Annotated in this window: 16 protein-coding genes and 1 pseudogene; 11 read left to right on the top strand and 6 right to left on the bottom strand. The window is 39.0% G+C overall.

Features of this window, described 5'->3' with window-relative positions; all coding sequences use genetic code 11:
• Positions 1-4 precede the first annotated feature (4 nt).
• The 4 genes from LC040_07965 to LC040_07950 all read left to right on the top strand — a co-directional run bounded on the left by LC040_07965 (position 5) and on the right by LC040_07950 (position 2835).
• Positions 5-643 carry an SdpI family protein gene (locus LC040_07965; GenBank protein ID WLR52816.1) on the top strand — a complete coding sequence of 213 codons (639 nt, stop codon included), beginning with the start codon at positions 5-7 and terminating at the stop codon, positions 641-643.
• 130 nt (positions 644-773) lie between these two features.
• Positions 774-950 (top strand): hypothetical protein, encoded by a 177-nt coding sequence (locus LC040_07960; GenBank protein ID WLR52815.1) that lies wholly within the window; start codon positions 774-776, stop codon positions 948-950.
• 12 nt (positions 951-962) lie between these two features.
• Positions 963-1772 carry a protein kinase gene (locus LC040_07955; GenBank protein WLR52814.1) on the top strand — a complete coding sequence of 270 codons (810 nt, stop codon included), beginning with the start codon at positions 963-965 and terminating at the stop codon, positions 1770-1772.
• Between the two features lie 154 nt (positions 1773-1926).
• The gene (locus LC040_07950) at positions 1927-2835 is read left to right on the top strand and encodes an SPFH domain-containing protein (GenBank protein WLR52813.1); all 909 of its coding nucleotides are present in this window, start codon (positions 1927-1929) and stop codon (positions 2833-2835) included.
• A 39-nt stretch (positions 2836-2874) separates the two neighbouring features.
• Here the strand turns inward: LC040_07950 and LC040_07945 are convergent, their stop codons facing one another.
• Positions 2875-3459: a TetR/AcrR family transcriptional regulator gene (locus LC040_07945; GenBank protein ID WLR52812.1), complete on the bottom strand. Its 585-nt coding sequence runs from the start codon at positions 3457-3459 to the stop codon at positions 2875-2877.
• 84 nt (positions 3460-3543) lie between these two features.
• Here LC040_07945 and LC040_07940 point away from each other — a divergent pair.
• Positions 3544-4267 (top strand): annotated as a pseudogene (locus LC040_07940) (DUF2306 domain-containing protein).
• 63 nt (positions 4268-4330) lie between these two features.
• Positions 4331-5191 carry an MBL fold metallo-hydrolase gene (locus LC040_07935; protein WLR52811.1) on the top strand — a complete coding sequence of 287 codons (861 nt, stop codon included), beginning with the start codon at positions 4331-4333 and terminating at the stop codon, positions 5189-5191.
• Between the two features lie 40 nt (positions 5192-5231).
• Here LC040_07935 and LC040_07930 read toward each other — a convergent pair whose 3' ends face one another.
• The 3 genes from LC040_07930 to LC040_07920 form a co-directional block, all read right to left on the bottom strand.
• Positions 5232-5474, bottom strand: a complete 243-nt coding sequence (locus tag LC040_07930; GenBank protein ID WLR52810.1) for a spore germination protein — start codon at positions 5472-5474, stop codon at positions 5232-5234.
• Between the two features lie 13 nt (positions 5475-5487).
• A complete protein-coding gene (locus tag LC040_07925; GenBank protein WLR52809.1) occupies positions 5488-5730 on the bottom strand; it encodes a spore germination protein in 243 nt (80 codons plus the stop codon).
• A 102-nt stretch (positions 5731-5832) separates the two neighbouring features.
• Positions 5833-6612, bottom strand: coding sequence for an HAD family hydrolase (locus LC040_07920; protein WLR52808.1), 780 nt, complete (start codon positions 6610-6612; stop codon positions 5833-5835).
• A 211-nt stretch (positions 6613-6823) separates the two neighbouring features.
• On the opposite strand from LC040_07920, the gene msrA reads away from it, so the two are divergent.
• The 4 genes from msrA (at position 6824) to LC040_07900 (ending at position 10037) form a co-directional block, all read left to right on the top strand.
• Positions 6824-7369: a peptide-methionine (S)-S-oxide reductase MsrA gene (msrA, locus tag LC040_07915; GenBank protein WLR52807.1), complete on the top strand. Its 546-nt coding sequence runs from the start codon at positions 6824-6826 to the stop codon at positions 7367-7369.
• A complete protein-coding gene (gene msrB / locus LC040_07910) occupies positions 7370-7795 on the top strand; it encodes a peptide-methionine (R)-S-oxide reductase MsrB (GenBank protein WLR52806.1) in 426 nt (141 codons plus the stop codon). It abuts the gene before it with no gap.
• Between the two features lie 127 nt (positions 7796-7922).
• Positions 7923-8669, top strand: a complete 747-nt coding sequence (locus LC040_07905; protein ID WLR52805.1) for a stalk domain-containing protein — start codon at positions 7923-7925, stop codon at positions 8667-8669.
• 393 nt (positions 8670-9062) lie between these two features.
• Complete coding sequence (locus LC040_07900; GenBank protein ID WLR52804.1) at positions 9063-10037, top strand: DUF523 and DUF1722 domain-containing protein; 975 nt, start codon at positions 9063-9065, stop codon at positions 10035-10037.
• A gap of 46 nt (positions 10038-10083) precedes the next feature.
• Here LC040_07900 and LC040_07895 read toward each other — a convergent pair whose 3' ends face one another.
• Entirely contained in the window at positions 10084-12000 is a 1917-nt protein-coding gene (locus LC040_07895) for an AMP-binding protein (protein ID WLR53227.1), read from the bottom strand.
• Between the two features lie 212 nt (positions 12001-12212).
• On the opposite strand from LC040_07895, the gene LC040_07890 reads away from it, so the two are divergent.
• The gene (locus tag LC040_07890; protein WLR52803.1) at positions 12213-12476 is read left to right on the top strand and encodes a phage holin family protein; all 264 of its coding nucleotides are present in this window, start codon (positions 12213-12215) and stop codon (positions 12474-12476) included.
• Between the two features lie 51 nt (positions 12477-12527).
• Here the strand turns inward: LC040_07890 and LC040_07885 are convergent, their stop codons facing one another.
• Positions 12528-12671, bottom strand: coding sequence for a hypothetical protein (locus tag LC040_07885; protein WLR52802.1), 144 nt, complete (start codon positions 12669-12671; stop codon positions 12528-12530).
• Between the last annotated feature and the right edge of the window lie 6 nt (positions 12672-12677).

Below are 12677 nucleotides of genomic sequence, written 5' to 3'. Positions count from 1 at the left end.
GGTCATGATGAAAAAGTATTTACCAGCATTCATTCCAGTTGTTGTTTCCTTCCTTGTTTCAATTGTCGTGTATGGAAGCTTGCCTGAACAAATTCCAATCCATTTTTCTGCAAATGGAGAGCCAGACAATTATATGGGGAAACCGTTGGGACCATTCTTAGTCCCTTTAACAACACTTGGATTATTTGTGTTAATGGTTTTCCTGCCGAAAGTTGACCCTCGGAAAGAAAACTATACACGTTTTCAAGGCTCATATGTCCTCATCGTTTCTGTGATTATTTGGTTTTTAGCAGCGATTCACGTTATTGTACTTATGTATGCTCTTGGCTATAATCTTCATTTAAATACCGTTTTTCCGATTGGAACGGGCATTCTTTTCTTAATTTTAGGAAACTATATGCCAAAGGTAAAACATAATTATTTTGTTGGGGTTAAAACACCTTGGACATTGGCTAATGAAAAAGTATGGTATCGAACGCATCGGTTTGCTGGTAAGGTATTTATGTTCATCGGTATCGTGCTTATTGGAATGGTATTCATTCCACAAAGCTATATTTACCCTACATCCTTAGGGGTCATTATCGGTGGAACACTCCTTATCACATTTGCGTCTTATTATTATTATAAAACGATTCACGATTAGAAAATAATTTTTGAAACGAATCATATAGTAAAGCATAGCCGTCAATCATTTGGCGGTTTTCTTTTTTGAAACCTTTTTATAAGAAGATTCGTAAATAAAAATAAAATACACGATTTAAGGAGTGGAGCTCATGATTGAAAAGATCATTAAAAAGCTACTCGGTTCATCTCATAAACGTCACTATCGTTCGTATTCAAGCAGTGATTTCCGTCGCCGGCCAAGAAAATCCCATCCTAATAAATATGGTCACCACCATTATAAGCGCAAAGGAAAAAGCAGCTTCTTTTCAAGTTTTTACAGCAGCTAAGGTGCCCTTAGAATGATAGGTTTGAAAACAATCAAACGGATTCTATTTGACCGACAGCTGCCAGCAGGTACTTTGCTTGGCGGTCGGTTTGAACTCGTACGACTTATCGGAAAAGGGGGCTACGGTCTTGTTTATGAAGCAAATGACCTGATGAAACAAGACACCTGTGTCGTAAAGCAGGCAAGACCGAGCCGTTATAAAAAAGGACAGGCTAACCCGTTTGATGATGAAATGAAATATTTAACGCGATTAGAAGCTTTACCATACTTTCCTATTGTAAGAGCATCTTTTGTCGAGAGTGGCCACTTTTTTCTTGCTGAGGACTATATCGTTGGAAAGACCTTCGAAACACTTGTCTTTGAAGAAGGTAAGAAATACAGTAATGCGGAAGCTTTTGCCGTGCTTTCAGAATTATTAACCGTCGTCGAGCAGATACATGAACATCAGATTGTTCATCGGGATTTGCGGCTTCCGAATATCATAGTAACCGAACGAGGACTAAAAGTGATTGATTTTGGTTTAGCGAGTGAACTAAATGAAACAGATGAAGAAGGCGAATTGTCGAAACATATTCCACTTGAAAAGTATTATATGAGGAAGCGGGTTCCGCAAAGTGATTTATATGCTCTAGGTCATACAACCTTGTTTTTACTGTATTCTTCTTATAAGCCAACGACAAAAAAAGAAAAGCCGTGGGAAGAAGAGTTAAAGCTTCCACAGGAAGCGGTAGCTGTGCTGCGCCGTTTGCTTCAAATAGATGAACCTTTCTCTTTTGCAGCAGAAGCAAAATCAGCTGTTTGTCAGTTGCGTCGCTCACTTTAATCAGAACAACGATTTGAGTGAACGGCGGTTTTTTTGTTGCTGTTATGAATTTTCACTTACCAAATAATTAACGAAACCTTTGAAACTTTTTTATCTATTAAACCGTAAATAATAGTAAGAAAAGGATAAAGCAAGCAGGAGAAAGGAGACTTATATGTTACGTATTGTGCCGTCTACACATGTGTATGTGATTGAAAAGCTAGGGAAATTTGATCGTTTAATAACAGCAGGGTTAAATTGGATTAAGTTCACAGAGCGGATTGTTAATAAAATCGATATGCGAACCCAAACGCTTGATACAGATAAGCAAAGTGTCATTACAAAGGATAACGTCACGATGACGATTGATGCTGTCGTTTATTTTCACGTCACAGATGCTCATCGGGCCACATACAAAGTAAATGATTATTTAAAAGCAATGACGTATTTAATCCAAACGACTTTGCGTAATCAGATTGCGAGAATGGAAATGGAAGAAGCTCTATCTAATAAGGAAGAAATTAACAAACATTTAAGTGTGTCACTTGACGAATCAACCGATGAGTGGGGCGTAAAAGTTGAGCGTGTTGAAATAAAAGATATGACTCCTCCGGATGATATTCGAGAGGCGATGGAAAAGCAAATGAAAGCAGAGCGCGAGCGTCGTGAGCAGATTTTACGTTCACAAGGAGCAAAGGAAGCTTCTATTACAGAAGCAGAAGGACGGAAGCGTTCAGCAATTTTGAATGCTGAAGCGGAAAAAGAGTCCAGCATTCTTAAAGGTGAAGCAGAAAAAGAATATCATATTCGCACAGCTGAAGGGGAAGCTGCTGCAATTGAAATGCGTGCTCAAGCAGAAGCGAAGCGACTGAAATATGTACTGCAAGCATTAAAAGAAGCAGAAGTAGACGAGAGAGTACTGACACTTAAACATATTGAAGCACTAGTTGAAATGGCGAAAGGCGATAATAAAGTGTTTGTTCCTTACGAATCGAACGGTATGCTCGGTAATCTGGGCACTGCCCTCGAAATGATGAATAAAAACAATCAACCAACACAAATTCAATCAAAACGAGAAGATTAAATAATAATCCCTCACCATCGTTGTGGTGAGGTTTTTTCGTCATTTTTTCAGCATTTGAAACATAAATTGATAGATATCTTCCTTTGAAAAAGGTGGTTGTTCCCCACTTGCTGAGGAGTAGATGCGTAAGCCATATCCGAGCGTGAGAAATTTTTCAGAAACCGCTTTTGCGTCTAAGTTGCTTGGGATAACACCATAATCAATTCCTGTTTGAATCCATTCAATCGATTGATTTAAAAATGTGTCATGTAATTCTTGAAGAAGCTGAGCAATCTTTGGATCATCTCGATAACCTAATAAGTAAATAAAAATCTTATTTGAAACACTGTCTTTATCAAGGATAAAGCTGTCAACAGAAGCTTCAAGCGGGGCGCCAAGCTCTTGTGATGTTTGTTGTTGCACTTTTTGCTGGAATTGTTGGTTAACGGCTTCAAGCTGGGCTTTTAACACATGACCAAGCAGTTCATTTTTACTTTTTACGTAATGATAGATTGCTCCTTTTGACATCCCGCTGCTTTCAATAATATCTTTTAACGTTGTTTTATGGCAGCCCTTTTCCTGGATAAGGTTTTCGGTAATTGTTAGGATGCGTTGAAAGCTCTCATTTTGATAAATATGTGACATGATAGATGCTCCTTTCTTTATCATTATAAAATACCGCGCGACGGTTTGTAAAATGCTTTACAAACCGACGGTCGGTATCATATAATGAAACAAATAACAAAAGGAGTGGGGAATGTGTTTGAATTATTTTTGGTCCTCCATATTGCTGCTGGCTTTTCGGCGTTATTATTATTTTGGCTTCCGCTTGTCACAAAGAAAGGTGGAAAATGGCACAACCGTATAGGCTGGATATATGTTTGGGCGATGGGAATTGTTTCAATCTCGGCGTTTTACATGGCGTTGCATCGAGTTTTTTTGGATGGAGACGCTTCAGTAGAGCGAATATCCTTTTCAATTTTTTTGATTTTTATTAGCGTGCTAAGTTCTTCAACTGCTTATTACGGTATTCGGGTTCTTCGCTTTAAGAAGAAACAAAACGTTCATTGGAATATCGGAGATTTATTATTTGCGTTTGCTTCTTTTATTAAGTGCACTTGGAGCCATATTGTTCGGATGGGTAGAGAAAGATCCACTTATTCAATATTTCCCACTTATCGGTATTTTCTTAGGAATAGGTCAATTGGCTTATTGGCTTCGCCCAATAAAAAATCATCGTCAATGGATCGTTGAACATATAACAGGGATGATGAGCTGTTCGATTTCTACGATAACTGCATTTACTGTGTTCGGTGGACCGCGACTGCTTCAGATTGACTCAACAAATGTATGGCTATGGTTTTTGCCGACAATGATTCTTGTTCCGTTATTAATTTGGTTTATCAATAAATATAGTCGACCTCCCTCTACGAAAAAAACGCTCAAAGCCTAAGTCTGATTCAATGTTTTTTGTTTGGTATAATAAAAAGATCAGAATGAGGAAGGAGGGACACAAATGATGAAAGAAGGTTTACAGCAGCTAACAGAGCGTATTTTCTATTTACCACCAGACCATGAAACAGACCGCCCCATCTTAGGTGCTGTTTCTGGCAAGAGAGCAACATTAATTATTGATGCTGGTAATTCAGAAGCTCATGCGAACATGTTGTTACGGGAGCTGGAAAGAAAGAAGGTTGCCCCAATTCGTTGGACTGTGCTGACGCATTGGCATTGGGACCATGTATTTGGGCTAAATGCTTTTAACACAATTTCGATTGCTCATGTTAAGACGAAAAAGAAGCTAGAATGGATGAAAGAGCTAGCATGGACAGATGAAGCCATTGATAAGCGGGTAAAAAGCGGGGAAGAAATTGAAATTTGTGCAGAACATATAAGAAAAGAATTCGGTCATAACCGGGACATTACGATTAAGCTCCCAACGCTGACGTTCGAAAAAAAGCTTGATATCGACCTTGGCGGCATCCATTGTGTAATTGAGCATATCGGTGGTGATCACGCTGAGGATCATTCCGTTGTTTATATTCCAGAAGAAAAAGTTTTGTTTATCGCGGATTGTACGGCGCAAAAAATGTATGCAGAAAAATGGCACTACACGGTTGGTGAAGCTAGTCGCATTGCAAAGAAACTTTTGCAGTATGATGCCAAATGGTTTGTATATGGACATTGGAAGGCACAGGCTAGAGAAGAATTCGTCTTGGAAATGAATCGGTTGCAAATGTTTGCTGAGCTTTGTGAAGAACATCAAGGTGACCGCAGAAAAATGATAAAAGCATTTGAAGGAAAACTTAACAGAGAGATTTCGACAGAGGAGCTTGAAGAGCTTATTTATTTTGTCCAAGGCTATCAAAAACGCTGAACCGACTGTACGTGGTTCAGCGTAATCTCGCGTTATTGAATTAAAATTGGCCCGCTACAGGTGCAGACGGGTTTGCGATTTGGTCTTGATCACTAATATCAGGGTCGATAAAGCCGTTATACATAACTGAATTTGCAAATGAAAAATCGCCTTGTGTAAAGCAGGCGCCGTTTGATTTTAAATTCGATGTATGTGAGTTTTGTACGGTTGGACCGATATCAACATTCGCATTTTGAGTGACGCCGTTTACTTTAAAATTAAGGATGTTGATTCCAAATGGCATAGAGAGGACCTCCTTATCCTTGGTTTGTATACGGGTTTTCTGTATTTCCGATGCTGCTTTGGTCTGCTGTGTCTGGATCCACATATTGATTAATAATAAACCCGTCTACAGGCGCGTGGTCACCTGCAGACATATTAGAACCAAGCCATTTCGTATGGGCAGAATGACTATTGTGGTTAACAGGCCCGATATTAATGGATGCATTGCTGCTCATACTATTCACTTTAAATTGGTGAATATTTACGTAAAAAGGCATGGTAAATCTCCTAATTTCGCTATTTTCTATATATCTATGTCAAATCATTCGCTTATGTGAAACATAAATAAACCCTGTTCCTTAAGGAACAGGGTTGTTTGCTTAGAGTGATACAAGCTGTAATAATTCATGTAAGCTTGTAATCTCATAATTTGGTTTTACATCTGTATCATTTGTTTTATGATGACGGTTCACCCATACGGATGGAATGCCTGCAGCGTTGGCACCTTTAATATCTGTATTTAAATTATCACCAACCATCAATGCTTCCTCTGGTTCAATGTTAAAGCGCTCAAGTGCATGCTTGAAAATAGATGGGTCAGGTTTGCCGCGCCCAAATGCTCCAGAAATAATAATGTGATCAAAATAAGGCGGAATTTCAGGCGTGATTTTTAATTTTTCATTTTGCAAATCGGGTGAACCGTTTGTAAGTAAGAGAAGCTGTATTTTACCTTTTAATTGATCAAGCACTTCAAACGTTTCTTTATATACAAAGGGGCTTTCACGTCGCATTTTTGGAAATGTCTCGGCCAATTCCTCACCAAGAGATGGGTCATTAATTCCAAGCTTATTCAGCCCGTTTGTCCATGCATCTTTTCGATAGATAGGCACAATGGCACTTAACTTCTTAAAGTATTCATCTTCATCTAAGAAGTTACCCCATAAACCCTCAAATGGATTAATCCCAATCATTTGAGTAAAGTCATAAGTTTCATAAGAAGCATATAACTCTCGTGCTGCTTCCCGAACAGCCTCTTCAAGCTTTTCAGCATCAACATTGCTTTTTTCTTGCGCAACTTTACATGTTTTTTCGAAAGCAGTTTTTACACTTTTTGCATCCCACAATAGCGTATCATCTAAATCAAAGAAAATAGCTTTCATTTGTTTCGACCCCTTTACAATAAATTAAGTAAGTATGTATAAAGAATAGTTTAACACATTTTAGCTTTCTTTCGATAAAGAATTGAAGTGAAATAATACTTGGGAGATAGAGAGGTTATTGCATAATTTTAGCCAATTGAAAAGCATACGTGATATAATACGTGCAAACAAAATAGCAAAATATTCTTTCCTGGAAAGGTGTGTTCTGAAGATGACTGGGGAACAAAATCAATTTGAAAAGGCAACATTTGCGGGGGGCTGTTTCTGGTGTATGGTCAAGCCGTTCGATCAGTATGACGGGATTGAAGAAGTCGTGTCAGGCTATACAGGAGGACATGTTGAAAATCCAACATATAAACAAGTGTGTACACATACAACAGGCCATTATGAGGCAGTGGAAATTACTTTCAACCCTGCTGTTTTTCCGTATAAGAAACTGCTTCAAGTTTTCTGGCAGCAAATTGATCCGACCGACGCTGGTGGACAGTTTGGAGACAGAGGTGAATCGTATAAAACAGCGATTTTCTATCATAACGAGAAGCAAAAACAGCTTGCTGAAAAGTCAAAGCAAGAGCTTGCGCAGAGTGGGAAGTTTAAAGACCCGGTTGTAACGGAAATCCTACCAGCAAAGACATTCTATCCGGCAGAGGACTATCATCAAAATTACTATAAGAAAAATCCAGCTCATTACAAAGCTTTCCGCAAAGGGTCAGGACGCGAAGCTTTCATTCATTCAAAATGGGGGGAAGATGCATAAATGAAGAAAGAAGAATTGAAAAAAAAGCTAACGGAAATGCAATATAAAGTGACACAAGAAAACGGTACAGAACCGCCATTTCAAAATGAATATTATAATAACAAACAAGAAGGCATCTATGTTGATATCGTGTCAGGAAAACCACTTTTCTCTTCAAAGGACCAATATGATGCTGGATGTGGATGGCCGAGCTTTACAAAACCGATTGAGCAGAAAGAAGTATCTGAAATACTAGACTTAAGTCATGGAATGCGCCGCACAGAAGTACGCAGTAAAACAGCAGACTCTCATTTAGGTCATGTGTTTCCAGACGGACCAGCCCCGGCAGGACTCCGTTATTGTATCAATTCAGCAGCGTTGAGGTTTATCCCGGTTGAAGAATTGGATAAAGAAGGATATGGAGAATTTAAGAAAATATTTGAGTAAAACTCCGCATTTTATTGCGGAGTTTTTTATTATACCCTAAATGCAGTTGTTCAAAACGAAAAATTGAAATGTGCGAAAAAAAGAATACGAATAGATAGCAATTTTCAATTTGAAAGGAGGATGAACGATGAAACGTCGTTTATCAGCAGCATTAGGGTTAATGCTTGCGTTCTCACCTGTGATGGGGCAATCGGCAGAGGCAAGCAATGATGTAAGCGTGAAAGTAGGCGGTGATCCGGTTAATATTCAACCACAGCCATACATATCAAATGATGTAACATACATACCTCTTCGTGATATGTTTGAAACATTGGATGCTGATGTTCATTGGGATAGTGAGGAAAGATATGTACTCGCTAAAGAAAATGGAAAGAAACTAAAATTATTTGTGGATGTAAATGATGCCTTCATTAATGACAAGCCATTTGAAATTAAGCATAATCCGAAAATTAAAAATGGACGCGTATTTGTACCACTTCGCTTTGTAAGCGAAACATTTGGGGCGCAAGTGCAGTGGAATAGTGATGAGCGCTCAGTCAATATCTTTATTCCACAAACATTAGATGCCGCTGATAGTAAAGTGCAGGCAGAATATACAATGACAAGTACAGCTTATACTGCAAATTGTGAAGGATGCAGCGGCATTACACGTACGGGAATCAACTTGAAAGAAAATCCTGACAAAAAAGTAGTTGCAGTTGATCCAGACGTTATTCCTTTAGGTTCCAAGGTATGGGTTGAAGGCTATGGAACTGCTGTCGCTGGAGATATTGGTTCAGCGATTCAAGGAAACAAAATAGATGTCTTTATCCCAAGTAGAGAAGAAGCGCTTCAATATGGTAGAAAGCAAGTAAAAGTAAAAGTTCTTGAATAGAGCAAAATGCCTCTCTGGAAGCAGAGAGGTATTTTTATTATAAAAAAATAATGCAAGAGGCGTTAGGGCCTCCTGCATTTTATCCAAACGTCATACGTAACATTGTTAGAACTCCAAGAAAAAAGATAACTTTCATATTGTTTTCATCAAACCATTTTTCTATTTTTTCGAAAAGGAACGGTACAAAGTTCTTCATACAAATTACCCCCTCATCTCTTCATATTATACCACATAATGACAAAAATTATAGTCTAAAGTACTTTTTAAGGAGTAAAAAAGTCATATTTTCATCTCTGTTGTTAAGTTGTGGCGGTATATGGAACATACATCTTTTTAAAAAATGTTTAATAGTGGTAAACTATCAGTAAATTGGCCTTGTGGAGGTTTCAACTGATGAATAAGTTTTCAAAGCCACGTGTGGTGGTCAGTAAATGTCTTGAATTTGAGGCATGCCGCTACAGTGGAGATCTTATAACAGACCAAACGGTAAAAAGCTTAGAGCCGTTTGTAGAATTTATTCCTGTATGTCCTGAAGTGGAAATAGGGCTCGGGGTCCCGCGGGAAACAATTCGCCTTGTAAGTGGAAATGAAGAACCGCGCTTAATGCAGCCATCAAATGAAATTGATTTAACAGAAAGGATGGAACGTTTTTCTCGAAATTTCCTTTCAAATCTTGGAGAAATAGATGGGTTTATTTTAAAAAGTCGTTCACCGAGCTGTGGTGTAAGGGATGTTCCCCTTTATAAAAGTACAAAAAAAGGTTCAATGAAGGATGGGAAAACGAGCGGACACTTTGCTAGACGAGTTGCTAATTATTTCCCGGAAAAAGCAATTGAAGAAGAAGGTCGTTTGCGGAATTTTACAATACGGGAGCATTTCTTTATTAAATTGTTTACGTTGGCTGAGTTTCGAGAGATTAAAGAAGCACCGACTATCCAAAAGATCATTGCCTTTCATTCAAAACATAAATATTTATTTATGGCATATAACCAAACGAAACTGAAAGAGCTTGGGAGAATTACAGCCAATCATAAGCAGTTTCAAATTGAAGAAGTCGCCAAGGCGTATGAAGAAGGTTTGTATCAATTATTCAAGCGAGCGGCTCGATATACATCAAATATTAATGTTTGCGAGCATATTATGGGGTACTTCTCAAAGAGCTTAAGGATTGAAGAGAAGGCATATTTTCTTGAAATGTTAGAACAGTATCGAAATAAGAAGCTTCCTTTAAGCAGTTTAACAGGTGTATTGAAGTCTTGGATTATTCGTTTTGATGATGATTATTTAATGCAGCAAAGCTTCTTTCAACCCTATCCGAAAGAGTTAATTGCAATTAGTGATTCTGGTAAAGGTAGAGATTATGCATAATTAAAACGGCGTTCTATTAGAACGCCGTTTTGTTTGCATCGCATGCTTATGCTTTTTCAGTTGTTGGTGATAATGAACGAATTTCTTCAAGTACTTCAGGGTTTACAAGCGCTGATAAGTCACCAGTATCTTTTCCTAGGAAAGCAGCTTTCATGATTCTGCGCATTACTTTTGCATTGCGTGTTTTCGGTAAATCCGATACAAAGTGAATGGCTTTTGGCTTCAATGCTTTTCCCATACGGTCTCCTACAAGTGTAATTAATTCTGCTGCAAGCTGATCACTTGGTTGTGCTGATTTGCGCAGGACAACAAAACATACAGCACTTTCCCCTTTAATATCATCGGGAACACCGATCGTACCTGCCTCTACAACTTCTTCATGGTCAACGAGAACTGTTTCCATTTCTGCTGGACCAAGACGTTTTCCAGCTACATTTAGAATATCGTCAGAACGTCCTGTGATTGTCCAAAATCCGCGGTCGTCTTTAATAACCCAATCTCCATGAACCCATGTATCTTCCCAACGGTCCCAATATGCTTTCTCATAGCGCTCTGGTTCTTTCCAAAATCCATTTGTCATCCCGACCCATGGTTTTGTTATTACCAATTCACCAACACTGTTTGATACCGATTCACCTTGGTCGTTGAACACATCAGCTGCCATGCCGGGAATCGGAGAATTAAAGCTGATCGGCTCAATCGGACGAAGAAGTACGTTGCCAAGTATTCCGCCGGAAATTTCTGTTCCGCCAGAGTAGTTGAAAATTGGAATACGCTGCTTCCCGACAACATCAAATAACCATTCCCATGGCTCCACATTCCAAGGCTCTCCTGTTGAGCCGATTACACGTAAGTTTTCTAAGCTATACGGTTCAATCCATTCTTCACCCAAATGCATCAAGGAACGAATAAGGGTTGGCGAGATTCCAAGGTGGGTAACACGATGGTCCTCAACGATTTTCCATATACGGTCAGGGTTAGGATAATCTGGTGTCCCTTCAAATAAAAGAATGGAAGCGCCATTGACAAGTCCTCCAAACATTAAGAAAGGTCCCATCATCCAGCCCATGTCTGTATACCAGAACAGACAATCCTTTTGCTTCACGTCCATCGCAATCCCTGCATCAAAGGCTGATTTTATCGGAAAGCCTGCATGTGTATGTACTGCACCTTTTGGTTTGCCAGTTGTCCCAGACGTATAGATAAGCATCACTGGGTCATCTGATTTCATTGCTTCTGTATGTTGAAGAGGCTCTGCATTAGCAAGCTTACTATAATCAATATCTCGTTCATCTGTCCATGGAATATCTGAACCTAAACGACGGACGACGACCATATGCTTTAAGGAAGCCGTTACTTCAGCAGCTTTATCAGCTTCTTCTTTCATGTGGACTGTTTTTCCGCGACGTTTAAAGCCGTCAGCAGTAATTAAAAATGTTGCTTCAGCAGCATTCATTCTAACAGACAGCGCATCAGCTCCATAGCCTGAAAATGCAGGGGCAGAGATGGCACCGATCTTTGCAATAGCTAACATTGAGATAACGGTTTCAGGAATCATCGGCATATAGATAGTGGCCACATCACCCTTTTTTAACCCATGTTGCTTAAAGCCATTGGCTGTTCTTGCTACAGCTTCATTAAGCTCTGTAAACGTGAAGATACGTTTTTCTCCATCATCGCTTTCCCAAATAATTGCCGTTTCATCTTTCATTTCTTCTTTTTGAGCCCATTTTTCTACACATTCATGTGCTGCGTTTAATTGCCCATTTTCATACCATTTTGGCCACTTAACACCATTTTCTGTATTAAGGACATTTGTATAAGGCTGAAACCATTCAATTGCTAATTCCTTTTCAGCCTGCTCCCAGAAATGTTCGGTATCGCGAGTTGAATACTCAAGAAAGGCTTCATAATTGTCATAACCTAATTTTTTCATCCATTGAGCTAAACGTGTTTGCTCCATTGCTTCAGTAGTTGGTTCCCAACGCAAATGTGACTCCCCCTTATGTTTTTAGAATATTCAATATAAAAACGCTTACATCTATTCTAACAACTGTAGGATGGAAAATCATCCATTTCGTGTTTATTTACGAAATAAACAGTTCGACAAGCATAAATACCGTTACCATTCGTCAAATTCTGACATAAGTTATCGTAGAGGGAGGTGAAAAAGGGATGCTAGAGCAGATGTTTCAGGAAATAACCATTCATCCGCAGCTTGTGATTGTCGTACCAGCGCTTATGATTATCGGTTATGCGTTAAAAATGACACCATTTGTGAAAGACTGGATGATTATTTGGATTCTACTTGGCTGTGGGGTTGCTGCAAGTGGACTTCGTCTTGGTTTTGATGTAAATGGAATTTCGAATGGAATTATCGCAGCAGGAGCGGCTATTACGACACATCAATTATTTAAGCAAAGCATACGAAAAGGCTAGCAAATAAAAATGCCTGGTGAAAAACACCAAGCATTTTTTTATCGCAAGAACCTAGGCGGTTGGGTAGAAGCTGCTACGTTTCGTTTCTTGTGAGGTGGAGTCTGCAACAGTAGGATGTGGTGTTTGATGGTCAATTTCGCGAATCGTTGGATGCTGGATTTCAGGTTGCACAGATTGTTGTTCTTTTTTATCCATTATCTA

The sequence above is a fragment of the Bacillus tianshenii genome (assembly GCA_020524525.2).
Taxonomy (GTDB): Bacteria; Bacillota; Bacilli; order Bacillales; family Bacillaceae_N; genus Bacillus_AV.
Note: the sequence above shows the minus strand (reverse complement) of the source record. Positions and strands in the feature narration are given on the sequence as shown.

What these genes read in the sequence shown, in the direction of transcription:
- LC040_07930 (WLR52810.1), bottom strand. Translation starts at nt 5,474, where the DNA reads ATGCCATTTGGAATCAACATCCTTAATTTTAAAGTAAACGGCGTCACT.
- LC040_07955 (WLR52814.1), top strand. Translation starts at nt 963, where the DNA reads ATGATAGGTTTGAAAACAATCAAACGGATTCTATTTGACCGACAGCTG.
- LC040_07905 (WLR52805.1), top strand. Translation starts at nt 7,923, where the DNA reads ATGAAACGTCGTTTATCAGCAGCATTAGGGTTAATGCTTGCGTTCTCA.
- LC040_07890 (WLR52803.1), top strand. Translation starts at nt 12,213, where the DNA reads ATGCTAGAGCAGATGTTTCAGGAAATAACCATTCATCCGCAGCTTGTG.
- LC040_07950 (WLR52813.1), top strand. Translation starts at nt 1,927, where the DNA reads ATGTTACGTATTGTGCCGTCTACACATGTGTATGTGATTGAAAAGCTA.
- LC040_07965 (WLR52816.1), top strand. Translation starts at nt 5, where the DNA reads ATGATGAAAAAGTATTTACCAGCATTCATTCCAGTTGTTGTTTCCTTC.
- msrB (WLR52806.1), top strand. Translation starts at nt 7,370, where the DNA reads ATGAAGAAAGAAGAATTGAAAAAAAAGCTAACGGAAATGCAATATAAA.
- LC040_07920 (WLR52808.1), bottom strand. Translation starts at nt 6,612, where the DNA reads ATGAAAGCTATTTTCTTTGATTTAGATGATACGCTATTGTGGGATGCA.
- LC040_07885 (WLR52802.1), bottom strand. Translation starts at nt 12,671, where the DNA reads ATGGATAAAAAAGAACAACAATCTGTGCAACCTGAAATCCAGCATCCA.
- LC040_07900 (WLR52804.1), top strand. Translation starts at nt 9,063, where the DNA reads ATGAATAAGTTTTCAAAGCCACGTGTGGTGGTCAGTAAATGTCTTGAA.
- msrA (WLR52807.1), top strand. Translation starts at nt 6,824, where the DNA reads ATGACTGGGGAACAAAATCAATTTGAAAAGGCAACATTTGCGGGGGGC.
- LC040_07945 (WLR52812.1), bottom strand. Translation starts at nt 3,459, where the DNA reads ATGTCACATATTTATCAAAATGAGAGCTTTCAACGCATCCTAACAATT.
- LC040_07935 (WLR52811.1), top strand. Translation starts at nt 4,331, where the DNA reads ATGATGAAAGAAGGTTTACAGCAGCTAACAGAGCGTATTTTCTATTTA.
- LC040_07925 (WLR52809.1), bottom strand. Translation starts at nt 5,730, where the DNA reads ATGCCTTTTTACGTAAATATTCACCAATTTAAAGTGAATAGTATGAGC.
- LC040_07895 (WLR53227.1), bottom strand. Translation starts at nt 12,000, where the DNA reads ATGGAGCAAACACGTTTAGCTCAATGGATGAAAAAATTAGGTTATGAC.
- LC040_07960 (WLR52815.1), top strand. Translation starts at nt 774, where the DNA reads ATGATTGAAAAGATCATTAAAAAGCTACTCGGTTCATCTCATAAACGT.